The 16986-nt window shown below is 65.8% G+C and carries 18 protein-coding genes; 14 read left to right on the top strand and 4 right to left on the bottom strand.

The features are described from left to right. Positions 1-49: 49 nt before the first annotated feature. From cobA to FHS48_RS06495, 8 genes are all read left to right on the top strand, one after another. Entirely contained in the window at positions 50-889 is an 840-nt protein-coding gene (gene cobA, locus FHS48_RS06530) for a uroporphyrinogen-III C-methyltransferase (RefSeq protein ID WP_184262640.1), read from the top strand. A gap of 3 nt (positions 890-892) precedes the next feature. Then, positions 893-1663, top strand: coding sequence for a sulfite exporter TauE/SafE family protein (locus FHS48_RS06525; protein WP_184262538.1), 771 nt, complete (start codon positions 893-895; stop codon positions 1661-1663). Positions 1664-1738: 75 nt separating this feature from the next. Then, positions 1739-2338: an SCO family protein gene (locus FHS48_RS06520; protein WP_184262536.1), complete on the top strand. Its 600-nt coding sequence runs from the start codon at positions 1739-1741 to the stop codon at positions 2336-2338. 36 nt (positions 2339-2374) lie between these two features. Continuing rightward, positions 2375-3736, top strand: a complete 1362-nt coding sequence (locus FHS48_RS06515; RefSeq protein ID WP_184262534.1) for a cobyrinate a,c-diamide synthase — start codon at positions 2375-2377, stop codon at positions 3734-3736. 265 nt (positions 3737-4001) lie between these two features. Continuing rightward, complete coding sequence (locus tag FHS48_RS06510; protein WP_184262532.1) at positions 4002-5252, top strand: polyhydroxyalkanoate depolymerase; 1251 nt, start codon at positions 4002-4004, stop codon at positions 5250-5252. Positions 5253-5265: 13 nt separating this feature from the next. Then, the gene (locus FHS48_RS06505) at positions 5266-5739 is read left to right on the top strand and encodes a YcgN family cysteine cluster protein (RefSeq protein ID WP_184262639.1); all 474 of its coding nucleotides are present in this window, start codon (positions 5266-5268) and stop codon (positions 5737-5739) included. Next, entirely contained in the window at positions 5736-6452 is a 717-nt protein-coding gene (locus FHS48_RS06500) for a M48 family metallopeptidase (RefSeq protein ID WP_184262531.1), read from the top strand. Before FHS48_RS06505 ends, FHS48_RS06500 begins: the two co-directional genes overlap by 4 nt. A 133-nt stretch (positions 6453-6585) precedes the next feature. Then, on the top strand, positions 6586-7791 hold the full coding sequence (locus tag FHS48_RS06495; protein WP_184262529.1) for a multidrug effflux MFS transporter: 1206 nt from the start codon (positions 6586-6588) through the stop codon (positions 7789-7791). 88 nt (positions 7792-7879) lie between these two features. Here FHS48_RS06495 and FHS48_RS06490 read toward each other — a convergent pair whose 3' ends face one another. The 4 genes from FHS48_RS06490 to FHS48_RS06475 form a co-directional block, all read right to left on the bottom strand. Further along, positions 7880-9184, bottom strand: coding sequence for a bifunctional folylpolyglutamate synthase/dihydrofolate synthase (locus FHS48_RS06490; RefSeq protein ID WP_184262527.1), 1305 nt, complete (start codon positions 9182-9184; stop codon positions 7880-7882). A gap of 2 nt (positions 9185-9186) precedes the next feature. After that, the gene (accD, locus tag FHS48_RS06485) at positions 9187-10083 is read right to left on the bottom strand and encodes an acetyl-CoA carboxylase, carboxyltransferase subunit beta (RefSeq protein ID WP_184262525.1); all 897 of its coding nucleotides are present in this window, start codon (positions 10081-10083) and stop codon (positions 9187-9189) included. A gap of 129 nt (positions 10084-10212) precedes the next feature. Next, on the bottom strand, positions 10213-11094 hold the full coding sequence (locus FHS48_RS06480) for an AEC family transporter (protein WP_184262523.1): 882 nt from the start codon (positions 11092-11094) through the stop codon (positions 10213-10215). A gap of 91 nt (positions 11095-11185) precedes the next feature. Beyond that, a complete protein-coding gene (locus FHS48_RS06475) occupies positions 11186-11767 on the bottom strand; it encodes a sel1 repeat family protein (protein ID WP_184262521.1) in 582 nt (193 codons plus the stop codon). A 221-nt stretch (positions 11768-11988) separates the two neighbouring features. Between FHS48_RS06475 and FHS48_RS06470 the strand changes: the two genes are divergently transcribed. The 6 genes from FHS48_RS06470 (at position 11989) to FHS48_RS06445 (ending at position 16922) form a co-directional block, all read left to right on the top strand. Then, a complete protein-coding gene (locus tag FHS48_RS06470; RefSeq protein ID WP_311769095.1) occupies positions 11989-12429 on the top strand; it encodes an HPr kinase/phosphorylase in 441 nt (146 codons plus the stop codon). Next, complete coding sequence (gene rapZ / locus FHS48_RS06465; RefSeq protein ID WP_184262517.1) at positions 12426-13358, top strand: RNase adapter RapZ; 933 nt, start codon at positions 12426-12428, stop codon at positions 13356-13358. The genes FHS48_RS06470 and rapZ overlap by 4 nt, the downstream gene beginning before the upstream one ends. 75 nt (positions 13359-13433) lie before the next feature. Further along, on the top strand, positions 13434-13832 hold the full coding sequence (locus tag FHS48_RS06460; RefSeq protein ID WP_019644961.1) for a PTS sugar transporter subunit IIA: 399 nt from the start codon (positions 13434-13436) through the stop codon (positions 13830-13832). 97 nt (positions 13833-13929) lie between these two features. Next, positions 13930-14244, top strand: a complete 315-nt coding sequence (locus tag FHS48_RS06455) for an HPr family phosphocarrier protein (RefSeq protein WP_184262515.1) — start codon at positions 13930-13932, stop codon at positions 14242-14244. Beyond that, the gene (ptsP, locus tag FHS48_RS06450) at positions 14234-16012 is read left to right on the top strand and encodes a phosphoenolpyruvate--protein phosphotransferase (protein ID WP_184262513.1); all 1779 of its coding nucleotides are present in this window, start codon (positions 14234-14236) and stop codon (positions 16010-16012) included. Before FHS48_RS06455 ends, ptsP begins: the two co-directional genes overlap by 11 nt. 145 nt (positions 16013-16157) lie before the next feature. Continuing rightward, complete coding sequence (locus FHS48_RS06445) at positions 16158-16922, top strand: TSUP family transporter (protein ID WP_184262511.1); 765 nt, start codon at positions 16158-16160, stop codon at positions 16920-16922. Positions 16923-16986: the final 64 nt, after the last annotated feature.

Genomic DNA, 16986 nt, shown 5'->3' with positions numbered 1-16986 from the left:
TTTCAGTCTTTGCAGGCAGTCCGGCGGAGGTGTATGAACCTGTTTCATGATGACGGACACCGCTGCACATACACCGGACACGGCAACCGGCCCGGCCCTCCGCCCGGCCGGGGTGGACTATCCTGAGTTCCTGCCCGGCTGGGTCTGGCTGGTGGGGGCAGGCCCCGGCGATCCCGGCCTGCTGACCCTCTACGCCCTTCAGGCGTTACAGCAGGCCGATGTGATCGTTTATGACGCACTCGTCGACGACCGCATCCTCGCCCTGGCCCCGCCCGCCACCGAGCGGCTGTATGCGGGCAAGCGCGGCGGACGGCCCAGCGCGAAACAGGCCGATATCTCTGAAACTTTGGTGGCACTGGCCCGCAGCGGCCGCCGGGTGCTGCGGCTGAAGGGCGGCGACCCCTTCGTGTTCGGACGCGGGGCGGAGGAATGCCAGTTCCTGCACGCCCACGGCATCCCGTTCCGGGTGGTCTCCGGGATCACCGCCGGAATCGGTGGTCTGGCCGCCGCCGGGATTCCTGCCACCGTGCGGGAAACCAATGCCGCCATCACCTTCATCACCGGCCATGCCGCCAACGGCGAGGTTCCGGACAGCCTGAACTGGAACGCGCTGGCCCATGCCTCGCCGGTTCTGGTGTTCTACATGGGCCTGAAGCATCTGCCGGTGATCGTGGACCGTCTGGTCGCCGCCGGGCGGTCTGCCGACACCCCTGCCGCTGCGGTGGCCGAAGCCACCACCCCACGCCAGCGGGTGGTCACCGCCACCCTCGGCACACTGGTCGAGGCCATCCGCACCGCCGGGCTGCATCCCCCCGCCATCGTCGTGGTCGGCGAGGTCGTCTCCCTACGGCAGATCATCGCCGCCGGGGCGCGGCAGGCCGGACCGTAAGCCATGGCCAGTCCCGACACCGCCTTTGCCCTGATCGCCGCCGGTCTCAGCCATTGCTCCGGCGTGGTGGCGGAACAGGGCGGCCTGCTGACCAGCCTGTTCCTGACCGGTCTGGTCGGTGGCGTCAGCCACTGCATCGGCATGTGCGGCCCGTTTGTGCTGTCGCAGGTCGGGGCCCGTCTGGAAAAGATCCCGGCTGACCGGATGCGGGAATGGCACCGGCTGACCGGTGCCGCCCTGCTGCCCTATCAGCTGGGCCGGATGACCACCTATTCGTTGCTCGGCGCGGCCGGGGCCACGCTGGCCGGGCAGATCAACAGCCTCAGCGGCCTGCGCTGGCTGTCTTCCGGCCTGCTGCTGCTGGCGGCCGTGCTGTTTGCCGGTCATGCGATTCCCCGCCTGAAGCGGCTGTGGCAGCCGTCAGCCACCGTCAGCACCCCGGCGGCGGGGCGCTGGATCAACCGGCTGGCCGCCCCGCTGTTCGCCGCCCCGCTGGGCTGGCGTGGCTATGGGCTGGGGATGGTTCTCGGTTTCATTCCCTGCGGGCTGCTCTACGCCGCCCTTGCCGCCGCCGCCGCCACCGGCGATCCGGTGGCCGGAGCCTTTGGCATGGCCGCTTTCTGTCTGGGCACCCTGCCCAACCTGTTTGCCGTCGGGCTGGCCGGACATCTGGCCGGGCAGCGCTGGCGCGGCCTGATTGCGCAGGCCGCCCCGGTGCTGCTGGTCCTGAACGCCGGGGTGCTGGCGTGGCTGGCCGTCTCCCTGTTTGTCTGAGTGTAGCCCGATCCTTTTCAGCAGCAGCCGGGGCCCGGCACGCGGACTGATGGCCCCTGAGCGGAGGACCCCCCGATGAAGCCTTTGCAAGTCATCCTGATCGTCATCGCCGTCGCGGCCGTCGCCCTTGGCCTGCGGTTTGCCCCGGGCTTTCTGGAGAAAAACGAAGCCACTGCCCTCGGCGGCCCGTTCACCATGACAGCCACGACGGGGACAGGCACTACCGGCAAGACGGTGACGCAGGAAACCTACAAGGGCAAATATATGCTGATCTACTTCGGCTATACCTACTGCCCGGATGTCTGCCCCACCGGCCTGACCACCCTGTCGCAGGCCCTGAACAGCCTGCCTGCCGCCAAGGCCGACAAAATTCAGCCGCTGTTCGTCACCGTTGACCCGGCCCGCGACACGCTGGAGCAGATGACCGCCTATGTCGCCGCCTTCCACCCGCGTCTGGTCGGTCTGGTCGGCACCGCAGACCAGACCGCCGCCATCGCCAAAGCCTACCGGGTTTATTACGCCAAGGAAAAAGGCAAGGAAAACGACACCGAAGGCTATCTGGTCGACCATTCCGCCATCACCTACCTGATGGGGCCGGACGGACGGTTCCTGTCCTACTTCGGGCATGACACCACCCCCGAAGAGATGGCCAAAAAGCTGGCCGCCGCCCTGTAACGCCCCCCCCTGCACTCCACTGTCGGCCACGCTGTGATGCCCCACTCCCTGTCTGCGCCCCCCCATCTGGCCCCCGGCCTGATTGTCTCCGCAGCCTCTTCCGGCAGCGGCAAGACAGTCCTGACCCTTGGTCTGGTCCGGGCCCTGCGCCGCCGGGGGCTGGTGGTGCGCACCGCCAAGACCGGGCCGGATTACATCGACCCGGCCTTTCACGCCGCCGCCAGCGGCCATCCCTGCCTGTCGCTGGATACCTGGGGCATGCGGCCGGAAACGCTGCTGACCTCCCTGCGCTGGCTGGACGGCGATATGACGGTGGCCGAAGGGGTGATGGGGCTGTTTGACGGGGCTTTCGTCGACGACCGTCTGGCTGATGGATCGACGGCGGCGCTGGCCCTGCGCACCGGCTTCCCGGTGCTGTTTGTCCTCGACGTCAGCGGCCAGAGCGCGTCCGCCGCCGCCGTTGCCAAAGGCTTCCAGACCTTCCGCCCCGGTGTCACCCTGTCCGGCCTGATCCTCAACCGGGTCGGCGGCCCCCGCCACGAAGCCGCCATCCGGCAGGCCCTTGCCGAGGCGGTTCCCGATGTGCCGGTGCTTGGCAGTGTTCCACGGGCCAAGGCCCTTGATCTGCCGCACCGGCACCTCGGGCTGATTCAGGCGCAGGAACACGCCGATCTGGAGGCATTTCTGGAAGCCGCCGCCGATACGGTGACCGCCCATGTCGATCTGGAGGCGGTGATGGCCCTGAGCCGCCCGCCGCGGCCCCCCGCCATCGCCCGCCATCGCCCGTTTCCACCGCCGCCGGGGCAGCGGGTGGCGGTGGCCCGCGATATCGCCTTCGCCTTCGCCTACCCCGGTCTGCTGCGCGGCTGGCAGGAACGGGGGGCAGAGCTGGTCCCGTTCTCCCCGCTGGCCGACGAATCCCCTGCCCCCGACGCCGATGCGGTATACCTGCCCGGGGGATATCCGGAGCTGCATGCCGGGCGTCTGGCAGCGGCGGAAAGGTTCCGGCAGGGCATGCGGGAGGCCGCCGCCCGGGGTGCCACCATTATCGGCGAATGCGGCGGCTACATGACCCTTGGCGACGCCCTGACCGACGCCGACGGCCAGACCCATCCGATGCTGGGGCTGCTGCCGGTTGAGACCAGCTTTGCCAGACGGAAACTGCATCTGGGCTACCGGCGGGTCGTGACCCTGACCGACAGCGGGTTCGGACCGGCGGGAACCCCTCTGCGCGGTCACGAATTCCACTACGCCAGCATTGTGCGGGAGGACGAGTCCACCGCCGACCGCCTGTTCCGGGCCCATGACGCCACCGGCACCGCGCTGCCCGCCATGGGCCTGCGCCGGGGCTCCGTGGCCGGGTCATTCCTGCATATGATTGATCTGGAAGATTTTTAAAATCGCTGACGGCAGAGCCCCGCCGTGCTATGCTGCATTGCAACATAAAAGACTGTACGGGTCTTATGGACCATTTCCAGATTCTGTCTTGCCGGGTCTCGAATCTCCGGCAATAAATCAAATGACGGTCCGGTTACGGTCGCAACAAAATTACAAATCCGGAGGCAACCGGAACCCCGAAAAGACGGCACCCCCTCCCGCCCCACCCGGCCCGGAGCAACAGGCGGTGTCACGTTGTGCGGATATGTCGGAGGGTACGAGCAGGATGCCACTGTATCATTTTCACGAAATGCAGCATGCGGCCCTGGCGCCGATGCGGCTGATGGCCCAGACCATGCAGACGATGTTCACCAACCCGTGGATGCCGTTTGCCCATACCAACACCGGCCGCAGTCTCGCCGCCGGGGCGGAACTGTTCGAGCGGATCACCCGCCAGTACCCCAAACCGCCGTTCAATCTGCCCATCACCGAAATCAACGGCCATAAGGTTGCGGTGCACGAAGAAGTCGTGATGCAGCTGCCGTTCTGTAACCTGCTGCATTTCGCCCGCGATGGTGCCGCGAAGACCGACCCCAAGGTGCTGCTGGTCGCCCCGATGTCGGGCCATTATGCCACCCTGCTGCGCGGCACCGTTGAAGCGATGCTGCCCGACCACGACATTTACATCACCGACTGGGTCAACGCCCGCGATGTGCCGCTGTCAAAGGGCGACTTCACCTTCGCCAGCTATGTGGACTACCTGCGCAGCTTCCTGACCTTCCTTGGCCCCAACACCCACATCATGGCCGTCTGCCAGCCCAGCGTGCCGGTTCTGGCCGCGGTGTCGCTGATGAGCGAGGACAAGGACCCCTGCCGTCCGGCCTCGATGGTGATGATGGGCGGCCCGATCGACACCCGCCAGAGCCCGACCGCCGTCAACGAATTCGCCGATACCCACGAGATGAGCTGGTTTGAAAGCAAGGTGGTCCACACCGTGCCGATGAGCTACGCCGGGCGTGGGCGGCGGGTCTATCCGGGCTTCCTTCAGCTGTCCGGCTTCATGTCGATGAACATGGACCGCCACATGAACGCCCATCTGCACTATTACCGCCACCTGATCAAAGGTGACGGCGACTCGGCGGAAAAGCACCGGGAATTCTATGACGAATATCTGTCGGTGATGGATCTTCCGGCAGAGTTCTACCTCGACACCATCCGCTGGGTGTTCAAGGAACATGCCCTGCCGGAAGGCACCCTGATGATTCACGACCGCCGGGTTGACACCAAGGCGATCACCGATGTTGCCCTGCTGACCGTCGAAGGCGAACGCGACGACATCACCGGGGCCGGACAGACGATTGCCGCCCATAGCCTGTGCAGCAGCCTGCCGGATGACTTGCGCAAGCATCATCTTCAGCCCAAAGTGGGGCATTACGGTATTTTCAACGGGCGCCGCTGGCGCGAGGAAATCCTGCCCCATGTCCGAGACTTCATCCGCGCCCACGGGGCGCGGGCCGAAAAGCAGCGCGCCGCCTGAGGCTGCCGCCCCCCTGACACCGCCGTCCGCCCCCTCCGGAGAGCTTCCGTTCTGGAAACGGAAATCTCTGGAGGAGATGGACCGCGATGAGTGGGAATCCCTGTGCGACGGCTGCGGAAAATGCTGCCTGCACAAACTTCAGGACGAGGACGAAGACGGCGAACCGGGTGAAATCCACAACACCAATGTCGCCTGCCGTCTGCTCGACCTCGGATCCTGCCAATGTTCCGACTACCCCAACCGCTGGGACTTTGTGCCCGACTGTGTGCAGCTGTTCCCGCAGTTCATTGAGACGGCGGTCTGGCTGCCGACCACCTGTGCCTACCGGCTGCTGCACGAAGGCAAGGATCTGGCGTGGTGGCACCCGCTGGTCTCCGGCAGCGCCGAAACCATTCATGAGGCCGGGATCAGCGTCCGGGGCCGGGTGATTTCCGAACGCAAGGCCGGGCCGCTGGACCACCACATCGTTGACTGGCCGGATCTGTGAGCAGCAGCCCACAGCCCCGGTCAGCAACCCTGTCGGTGGAGGTCGGCGGGCAGGTTCTGCCGGTCCGGGTGCGGGTGTCGCCCCGGGCGGTCCGGCTGACCCTGCGCTACATCCCCCGCGACAACTGCCTGACCGTCACCGCGCCGCCGGGAGTCACCGCCCGTTTTATCCGGGGATTTGTCAGTGACCATGCCGACTGGATCGGGCGGCGGCTGACCACCGCCCCCGGACGGGTGCCATTCCTGCCCGGTCACCGCATTCCGGTGGCCGGGCAGGACCGCCTGATCACCCATGATCCACAGGGCCGCCGGGGAATCACTCTGACCGAGACGGCGCTGATCCTGACCGGACCGGTGGAAAAACCGGAGAACCGGGTGCGGGATTATCTGACCCGGCTGGCCCGGCAGGAAATCACCGCCTGCTGCCAGAGCCTGTCCCCCCTCGCAGAAGGGCGGGTGCGACGGATCACCGTCCGCGACACCCGTTCCCGCTGGGGCAGCTGTTCCACACTGGGCGATCTGTCGTTCTCGTGGCGGCTGGTGATGGCTCCGCCGCCGGTTCTGCGCTATGTGGTGGCGCACGAGCTGGCCCATCTGGCGGAAATGAACCACTCCCCCCGGTTCTGGGCGGAGGTGGCACGGCTGATGCCGGATCACGCCGTCCCCCGCGACTGGCTGAAGCGGCATGGCAGCAGCCTGCATCTCTACGGCTGAGGTCTCCGTCCTGACAGGGTTACCATCCGGTAACCCGATCCTGCCCCGCCCCGCCGATTCGGGTGGTTCCCGTCAGCGGACCGCCCTGTCATAGTTGCAAATGAAACAAGTAGCGCGGAAGTCCCCCTCCCCCATGTTCGTCAAACCTGATCCCCGGACCCCGACCGTCGCCGTCCTGCTGACCTTTCTGGTCGCCTTCGGCCCGGTGTCCACCGACCTGTATCTGCCGTCCCTGCCGGACATGACCCGGGCCTTCGGCACCACCGTCAGTCAGGTGCAGATGACCCTGTCGGCCTTCACCCTCGGCTTTGCCTGCGGCATGCTGATTTACGGCCCGCTGTCGGACCGTTTCGGGCGGCGCCCGGTGATTATTGGCGGCATCATCCTGTACCTGCTGGCCTCGGTCGCCTGCCTGCTGGCCCCGACCATCGATGCCCTGATCCTTGCCCGCTTTGCGCAGGCGTTCGGGGCCTGCGCCGGGCCGGTGCTGGGCCGGGCCATTGTGCGGGATGTCTATCACCGCGATGAGGCGGCGCGGATGATGTCCTATATGGCCAGCGCCATGGCTCTGGCCCCGGCGGTCGGGCCGATCATCGGCGGCTGGCTGCATGGCAGCTTCGGCTGGCGGTCAAACTTTGTGGCGCTGGTGGTGTTCGGGGTCTGCGTGCTGGCGGCAACCCTGCTGCTGCTGCGGGAAACCAACGCCCATATGGATCCACAGGCCACCCGGCCCGGCCGTCTGCTGCGCACCTATGGCAACCTTCTGAAATCGCCGGTGTTCATGGGCTATACCCTGACCGTCGGTTTCGGATTCGGCGGGCTGTTCAGCTTCATTTCCGGCTCGTCGTTTGTAATCATCGACGTGCTGGGCATCGACAGCGCCCATTTCGGTTTTGCCTTCGCCTGCGTCGTCGTCGGCTACATCAGCGGCGGTTTCCTCGCCGCCCGCCTGACCGGACGCTATGGGCTGGACCGGGTTCTCGGTTTCGGAACACTGGGAATCGGTGCCGCCGGGCTGCTGACCGCCGGAGTCGCGCTGGCCGGGATCCAGACCCCGGTCGGGGTGATTGCGCCGATCTCGCTGTACTTCTTCTTCTGCGCCCTGACCCTGCCCAACGGCACCGCCGGGGCGATTGCCCCGTTCCCGAAAATCGCCGGATCGGTCAGCGCCCTGCTGGGCTTCCTGCAAATGGGCTGCGGGGCCATCGCCGGATATCTGGTCGGCCTGCTGCACAATGGCACCACCCTGCCGATGTGCCTGAGCATCGGCATCATGGGGGTCCTGTCGATGGCAACCTACTGGATTCTCGCCCGCAGTGCCCGGAAGAACACCCTGTAAGCCGACAGATTCACCGGTCGGAAACAGAACAGGGGGTCCATCGGGCCCCCCTGTTCTCATCACATGACCGCAGCATCCGGAAGCGGTATCACCCGTTCGTCGCCAGAACATCCCCGGCCAGATACAACGACCCGCAGATCAGCACCCGGCGCGGAGCGGTCTGATCAGCCACCAGCGCGGCCACCGCGGCCGCCACACTGTCACAGGCCGAGACATCAGCAGCGCCCAAGCCCCGGGCCGTCTCCGCCACCGCCTGCGGCAGACGCCCGGCGGCACTGGACAGCACCGGCACGGTGCGGACCCGCTGCACCAGCGGCAGCAGCGGACGCAGGAACCCGGCTTCATCCTTGGTATCAATCATCCCAACCACCAGATCCAGCGGTCGGGTCTCCCCCTGCTGACGCAGATAAGCGGCAAGGCGTTCCCCGGCATCGGGGTTATGGCCACCATCCAGCCACAGGTCCCAGCCCTGTGGCAGAGCTTCCACCAACGGGCCCCGGCTCAGGGGCTGCAACCGCGCGGGCCACTCCACCGCCGGAAGACCGTCACGCAGGGCCTGTTCCGGCACAGCCAGCTCCGGCACCCGTGTCAGGACTGCCAGCGCCAGACCGGCGTTCTGGATCTGATGATCCCCCGGCAGACGGGACCGGGGCAGGGTCAGCCGGAGATCCCCGACGACAAAAGACAGGGTCTGCGTCTCTGCGGCAGTGGCCGTAAAATCCCGCCCTTCCCGCCACAGGACCGCGCCGATCCGGGCCGCAGCCTGATCCACCACCGCAGCAGCCTCCGCCGGATGGGCGGCGGCGATGCAGGGCACACCGGGGCGCATGATCTCGGCTTTCTCGGCGGCGATTGAGGCCAGTGTCTCCCCCAGATACTGCTGATGATCGAGAGAGATCGAGGTCAGTACGGTCGCCGCCGGACGGGTCACCACATTGGTGGCATCCAGCCGCCCGCCCAGACCGGTTTCCAGCAGCACCACATCCGCCGGAGTGCGGGAGAACGCCAGAAAGGCGGCGCAGGTGGTCACCTCAAAAAAGGTGATCGGCTGACCGGCATTGGCGGCTTCCACCTCTTCCAGCAGGGCCACCAGCGCCGCATCGCTGATGATCTCACCGGCCAGACGGATCCGTTCATTAAAGCGGACCAGATGCGGCGAGGTATAGACGTGGACGGTCTTGCCCGCCGCTTCCAGACAGGCCCGCAGCGTTGCCACGGTCGATCCCTTGCCGTTGGTTCCGGCCACATGGACGACCGGTGGCAGGTGATCCTGCGGATTGCCCAGCGCCGCCAGCAGACGCCACACCCGATCCAGCGACAGGTCGATGATCTTCGGGTGCAGCGCCGTCAGGCGGTCAAGGGCGGCGGACGGATCAGCCGGAACGACGGACATGGTTATTCCGCCGCAACCCGGGTCCGCAGCGGCACGACCTGCCCGGCCGGGCCACGGTTGCGCAGCAGATCAAGGATATTGATCAGCGTCTTGCGCAGATCATGGCGCTTGGCCACCACATCCACCATGCCATGGTCGCGCAGGTATTCCGCCTTCTGGAACCCTTCCGGCAGCTTCTGGCGGATGGTGCTTTCAATCACGCGGGCCCCGGCAAAGCCGATGGTCGCCCCCGGCTCGGAGACATGGATATCACCCAGCATCGCGAAACTGGCGGTGACGCCGCCGGTGGTCGGATCGGTCAGCAGCACGATGTACGGCAGACCATGTTCCTTCACCTTTTCCACCGCGACGGTGGTACGGGCCATCTGCATCAGCGACAGAATGCCTTCCTGCATGCGCGCACCGCCCGAGGCCGGAACCACGATCAGCGGCGCATCCTGCACGATCGCCAGCTCGGCGGCCGCCACCAGACCCTCGCCGACCGCCATGCCCATCGACCCCCCCATATAGGAGAAGTCAAAAGCGGCGATCACCACATCCATGCCGCCCATCGCGCCATGGGCAACGATGATGGCATCATGCTCCCCGGTCTTCGACCGGGCTTCCTTGATGCGGGCGGGATAGGCCTTGAGGTCCTTGAACTTCAGCGGATCCTCGGCCACCTTCGGCAGCTCGATGCGCTTATAGTTGCCGTCATCGAACAGCAGCTCCAGCCGCTTCTTCACCGGCAGGCGCATGTGATGACCGCAGTGGGTGCAGACCTGTAGATTCTTCTCCAGCTCCCGGTGGAAGATCATCTGTTCGCAGGCACCGCACTTGATCCAGAGGTTATCAGGAACCTCCTTCGGGCGGACAAGCTGCTGGATCTTGGGGCGGACGAAGTTGGTCAGCCAGTTCATCGGTGGGGCAACCCCATACTGTCAAAAAGATGCCAATACATGCACCGCTCCGCCCCGGATGTCCAGCCCGGGGTGTGCAGGGCAGACCGGCATCTGCCGGGACAGAACCGGACGGGACCGGGCGCAGGATCAGAAATCCATCACCGTCATCAGGATAAACGGCAGCAGGATAAAGGACATCAGGGTCGACACCACCGCGATGCCCGCCACTTCTTCCGGCCGGTTGTTATAACGGACCGCAAACAGATAATTGAACATCGCCACCGGCATGGCGCTCTGCACCACCACCACACCCCGGGCCGCCCCGTCCAGCCCCAGCAACCATGCCACTGCCCAGCCGACAGCAAAACCCATGACAATCCGCATCAGGGCAATACCGACGCTGCGGCGGATACTGGTGATTTTCAGCCGCGACAGCGACACCCCGAGCGCGATCAGCATCAGCGGAATCATCACTCCACCCAGCAGTTTCAGGGTGTTACCGATCCACACCGGCATCTGGATCCCGGCCACAATCATCAGGATCGCCACCGGCACCGCATAGACAATCGGGGTCCGTGCCAGATCGGTCAGCGACGCCTTCCCCGAGGCCAGCTGTGATCCCAGCGTGAACAGAAAGATGGAATTGAGGGTGAAATACCCGATCGACAGCGCCAGCCCATGATCGCCAAAAGCAAACAGGCACAGCGGAATCCCCATGTTCCCGGTATTGCCGAAGGCCAGAGAGGGCAGGAATGCCGAAATCGGCTGTTTCGCCGCCTTCAGGATCAGCCAGCCGATCGCCACGAAAGCCAGATGGGTCAGCAGGGCGGCCAGCATCATTTCCAGCAGCACGGACAGGTCGAGATTCACCCGCAGCAGGGTCTCGACAATCAGGGCCGGAGCCCCCAGCGCCGTCACCAGCAGGGTCATCGCCGGAGTATCAAACGGCAGCTGCCGCCGCGCCCACACATAGCCGATGACCGCCAGAATCAGAACCGGCGCAATAACATTGAACAAAATCATCAGCATGGGGAGGGATCCGGGTGCGGCGAGTCGAAAAAGGGGCGAAAACAGTATCATCCCCGGCCCCCGGCGCAAGCCGACAGCAGAACAGATACGGTCAGCCGAACGGATTCATCACCGTCCGGCGCTCCTCGGGCCGCATCGACTTCAGCACGGCCTTGGCGTTTTCTTTGGCGTTGGCGATGCCCAGCGCATCGGCCTTGACGTACAGGTCAAACGCCTGCGTCAGGTCGCGTTTGACACCGACGCCATTGGTGAACATCCAGGCCAGCAGTTCAATCGCCTGCGGATCGCTGCGCTCTGCCCGGCGGCGCACCGCATCAACGGCAAACGGACTCGGCTGCCCGCCGGCGATGCTTTTCAGCACCTCATTCCACGCCATCTGCGTGTTCAGCTGGGTTTCAACCACACCCGCCCCAAGGCGCCCCTCGCCGCTGCCCGGCACCGGCGGTTTCGGTTCCGGATACGGGGGCAGGCCACGGTTCAAAACGTATCCCGGCAACGCCCCGGCATTTTCCTCGCGCAGGGAATCCCGGTAGATCTGATCCAGACTGATCGCCTGCGCCCGGGCTTCCGGGGCCCCGGCGATCCATGGACCGGCACAGACAGCCGCCACCACCGCACAGCGGAGTCCGCAGTGCAGCATCGGGGTCAGCGTCTGGAGCAACCGGGGAATCATGCGGTGCGGGGATCCGGAACAGGAAAAATCGGGACAGGCGGCGCGGGCACAGCCCCGGCCATTTTGCTGGAGTGTCGCAGGACACTCTTACTAAAGCATGAAGGCAGCAAAGACGAGCAGTTCTGTCGGACTATCACCGGACCCACCGGGGAGAAATCCGGGGCAAAACCGGCCCATCGGTTGACTTTACCCCCCGGCAAACACACTCTCTGATCATGACGATGATCCACGCCACCTGCGTTTCCATTGATGGTCATGGGGTTCTGCTACGCGGCCCATCCGGCAGCGGCAAGTCCGATCTGGCCCTGCGCCTGATTGAGGGCGGGGCCGTTCTGGTCGGGGATGACTACTGCGCGTACCACACGGAATCCGGCTGGGACGGGGATACCCTGATCGCCACCTCCCGCCCCGAAATGGCCGGAGTGCTGGAAGTGCGGGGACTGGGGCTGGTCCGGGTCGGCCATATCAAGGAGGCCCCGGTGCGCCTGCTGTTCGATCTGTGCCCGGGGCAGGTGCCGGAGCGGCTCCCCCCCCGGGAAACCGTTGACCTCTTCGGGGTCGCCGTGCCCCGCCTGCATCTGGACCCGTTCCAGACCTCCGCCCCGGCCAAGGTCCGGCTGGCTGTCCGTATGATCACCGGTGATGTGGTGCTGGTCTCATGAATACCTCCCCCTCCCCCCTTCCCCCCGGCGAACGGGTCGTCATCGTCACCGGCCTGTCCGGGGCCGGAAAATCCACCGCCCTGAAGGCCTTTGAGGACATGGGCTATGAGGCGGTGGATAACCTGCCGCTCGGCCTGCTGGAACGTCTGGTCGGGGACACCTGCCCGGGGATGCGCAAACCGCTGGCGGTGGGCATTGATATCCGCACCCGGGACTTTGACGTCAGCCGTCTGCTGAACGTGACCGAAGCCCTGCGCACCCACCCGGATCTGGACGTCGATCTGCTGTTTCTCGATGCCGACGACCATGTTCTGGCCCGGCGTTTCACCGAAACCCGGCGCCGCCACCCCATTGGCGGGGACCTGCCACTGCCCGACGGCATCGCGCTGGAACGGCAGATGGTTTCCATGCTGCGGGACCGCGCCGACGCGGTGATCGACACCTCCCGCCTGCCGGTGGCCGACTTCCGGGCGCTGGTGGAAAAGCAGTTCGGCACCGATGCCAACCCCGGCATGAGTGTGGTGGTGATGTCTTTCGGCTTCCGCAACGGGCTGCCGCGGGAAGCCGATCTGGTGTTTGACGTGCGCTTCCTGCGCAACCCGCACTACGTCGATGAGCTGCGCCCGAAAACCGGCCAGTCCCCCGAGGTCGGCGCTTATATCAGCGCCGATCCGGCCCTGCCCGGCTTCCTCGACAGCCTGAAAACCCTGATCGGCCCCCTGCTGCCCCGCTATGAGGACGAGGGAAAGTCCTATCTGACGATTGCCGTCGGCTGTACCGGCGGCAAACACCGCTCCGTCTTTGTGGCCGAACACCTTTTTGACTGGCTGGCGACGATCGGGCGACGTCCGACCTTGCGGCATCGCGATATGCCGGGCACACTCTCGGCGTCCACACCGGATGCCCCACATCTCCGTGGCGGCGTCTGAGCTGCCCACCGGACCCTGCCGGGGCCGGACCAAAGAAGCAGACACGGCATACTGAACCTGAGGGGAAACGCGCGGATGATTGGAATGGTACTCGTCACCCACGGCCGGCTGGCGGATGAACTGATCGCTGCGCTGGAGCATGTGGTCGGCCCGCAGGCAGGGGTGGCCTCGGTCTGCATCGGACCGGACGATGATATGGAACAGCGGCGCGCCGATATTCTCGACAACGTCGGCCGGGTTGAAGACGGCAGCGGGGTCGTGGTCCTGACCGACATGTTCGGCGGCACCCCGTCCAATCTGGCGATCTCGATCATGGGCAAGGCCAAGGTGGAAGTGATCGCCGGGGTCAATCTGCCAATGCTGATCAAGCTGGCCAGCGTGCGCAACGACATGGCCCTTGCCGATGCCGTTCTGGCCGCGCAGGACGCCGGACGGAAATACATCAATGTCGCCTCGAAGCTGCTGAACAAATAATCTGTCAGCCTGCCCCTGAAGACGTCCCCGATGACGGGCCCGATGACGGGCCCACCCCGTCATCCAAAGGCAAAAAACCGCCCGGGAGGAACCCGTTATGTCCGATCTCGCCGCTGACAGCCTGATTTCCACCGATACCGACGGTTCGGTGTTCCGTAAGGCCACCATTACCAACAGCCGGGGCCTGCATGCCCGCGCCGCCGCCAAGTTCGTCAAACTGGCGGAAACCTTTGACGCCGACGTCCGCGTCACCAACCGGGGCGAAACCGTCTCCGGCCGCTCAATCATGGGGCTGATGATGCTGGCAGCCTCGCCCGGCACCACCATCGAGCTGCGGGCCACCGGCACGCAGGCGCGGGAGGCTCTGGAGGGACTCGGCAAGCTGGTGGACGACAAGTTCGATGAAGAATGATCCACCCCCCGGCCGCTGCTGCGTCGGCGGCCCCCGCGAGGAACAGGTGTTCCGGGGCCTCGCCGTCGGCCCCGGGGTGGTGATCGGTGTTGTCCATTTCCATGACCCCGGCGATGTGCGCGCCCCGGAATACCGGATTGCCGCCAACCGGGTCACCGCCGAGAAAAAGCGCTTTGCTCAGGCAGTCGCCGCCGCCCAGCGGCAGCTGAACGTGCTGCGCGGCAAGGCGGAGAAACTGCCCGCCCACGCCGGGGAAGAACTCGGCTTCATGCTGGATGCCTACGGCCACATGCTGCAAGGGTCCCGTCTGGTACGCGGGGTGGAACAGCGGATTGAGCGGGACCGCATCAACGCCGAGGCCGCCGTCCGCACCGTCATCGCCGATCTGGCCGAAGCCTTTGCGTCGATGAATGACGCCTATCTGGCGGGCCGGGCCGATGACATCCGCGAGGTCGGGCAGCGGCTGATCCGCAACCTGACCAAGACCACGGTCAAGGCCTTCGACAATCTGCCGCGCCGGGCGGTGGTGATCAGCCGGGAGCTGACCCCGGCCGACACCGCCATGTTCGATCCGCAGTATGTCCATGGCTTCGCCACCGAGTCGGGTGGGGCCCAGAGCCATACCGCCATCATGGCGCGGTCGCTGGACCTGCCGGCCGTTCTGGCGGTGCCGGATCTGACCCGGGCGGTGCGGGGCGGCGAAACCGTCATCATTGACGGCCTCGACGGTCAGGTGATCCTGCATCCCTGCGCCGACACCCTCGCCGCCTACCGGATCAAGCGGGCCGACTATCTGCGGGGCCGCCGGGCCCTGACCCGCCTGAAGGATCTGCCCGCCGTCACCACCGACGGGGTGGCGGTGCGCCTGATGGCCAACATCGAACTGCCGACCGAAGCCGAGGCCGTTCTGCATGCCGGGGCCGAGGGAATCGGCCTGCTGCGCAGCGAATTCCTGTTCATGAACCGCCCGGACTGGCCGACGGAAGATGAGCAGTATGCGGTGCTGCGGTCGGTGATTGAACGGATGCAGGGCCGTACGGTGACGGTGCGCGTGCTGGATGCCGGTGGCGACAAACTGACCTCGGCCAGCGGCACCAGCCTGCCGGACAACCCGGCCCTCGGCCTGCGGGCGGTACGCTTCCTGCTGTCGGCACCGCAGGTGCTGGAGGCCCAGCTGGCAGCGATTCTGCGGGCCGCCGTCCACGGGCCGGTGCGGATTCTGGTGCCGATGGTCGCCAACTGCGACGAAATCCGGGCGGTGCGGACAGCGGCGGAAACCGTCCATGCCCGCCTGAAGGCCAACGGGACCCCGGTACCGGAGACCCTGCCGCCGATCGGCATCATGATCGAGATCCCGGGGGCGGCCCTTGCGGCGGATGCGCTGGCGCTGGTCTCAGACTTTTTCGCCATCGGCACCAACGACCTGACCCAGTACACCCTGGCCATCGACCGCACCGACGAAACGGTGGCCCATCTGTACAATCCACTGCATCCGGCGGTGCTGCGGCTGATTCACTTCACCACCGGGGCCGCCCTGCGGGCCGGGATCCCGATCAGTGTCTGCGGTGAAATTGCCGGGGATCCCCGGTTTGCCCCGCTGCTGCTGGGCATGGGTATCCGCGAGCTGTCGATGGCGGCGGGCAGCCTGCCCCGGGTGAAACAGCGGATCCGGCGGATCAGCCATATGGACACCGAAGCCTTCGCCCGGCGGGTGATGGCGGAATTTGATCCGCTCCGGATCGCCGCACTGGTCGACGAGTTTTCCTGACCTCTGCGCAAAGCCGGTGTCCTACCGGACAAGAATCCGGCTTCCGGCCCCACCGGGGGCGGTCTATTGTCGGCCTCCCCCGGGGTCCGGCCTGACTGTTGGCTGACAGTACGCCCCGGCTGGACCGGAACAGGCGAGGACTGCCGTGGATTTTTCACTGGGTTATGATGTGCTGGCCATCCTGTTTGCGGTGGCTCTGGTCGCCGGATTCCTCGATGCCATGGCCGGAGGCGGCGGCCTGATCACCATTCCCGCCCTGCTGCTGTCGGGAATTCCGCCGCTGCTGGCACTGGCCACCAACAAAATGCAGGCCAGCTCCGGCAGCCTGACCGCCACCCTGACCATGATCCGGATGGGAATGCTGCGCCCGGTTGATGTGGCGTGGCCGTTTGTCGCCGCCCTCGCCGGATCGGTGGTTGGCACCATTGCCCTGCACTTCATTGATGCCAAGGCGTTGGACATCATTATCCCCAGCGTGCTGATCGGCATCGCCCTGTACTTTGCCCTTGCCCCCCGGGCCGGGGACGTCGACGGCAAACCCCGGATCGGACGGCTGGCCTACCGCCTGTTCGTCGTCCCCACGATCGGGCTGTACGATGGCATGTTCGGCCCCGGCACCGGGTCGTTCTTTGCGCTGGCCGGAGTCACCCTGCGCGGCCAGAATCTGGTGCGGGCCACCGCCCATGCCAAGGCGATGAATTTTGCCAGCAACCTTGCCTCGGTGGGGGTGTTCATTTTCAGCGGCAAAATCCTGTGGGCGATCGCCCTGACCATGATGTGCGGGCAGGTGATCGGGGCCAGTCTGGGTTCTATCGCCGTGGTCAAGGGCGGATCGAAGTACATCCGTCCGCTGATCGTCACCATGTGCGTGATCATGATCGGCCGGTACTTCTGGCAGTACTTCCGGTAACAGCCCTGCCCCTTCTCAATGCCTGCCACAACAGAACACCCCGGCAGCGGACGCTGACCGGGGT

Source organism: Novispirillum itersonii, from assembly GCF_014205675.1.
GTDB classification, from domain to species: Bacteria; Pseudomonadota; Alphaproteobacteria; order Rhodospirillales; family Rhodospirillaceae; genus Novispirillum; species Novispirillum itersonii_A.
This window is presented reverse-complemented; position numbering and strand designations above follow the sequence as displayed.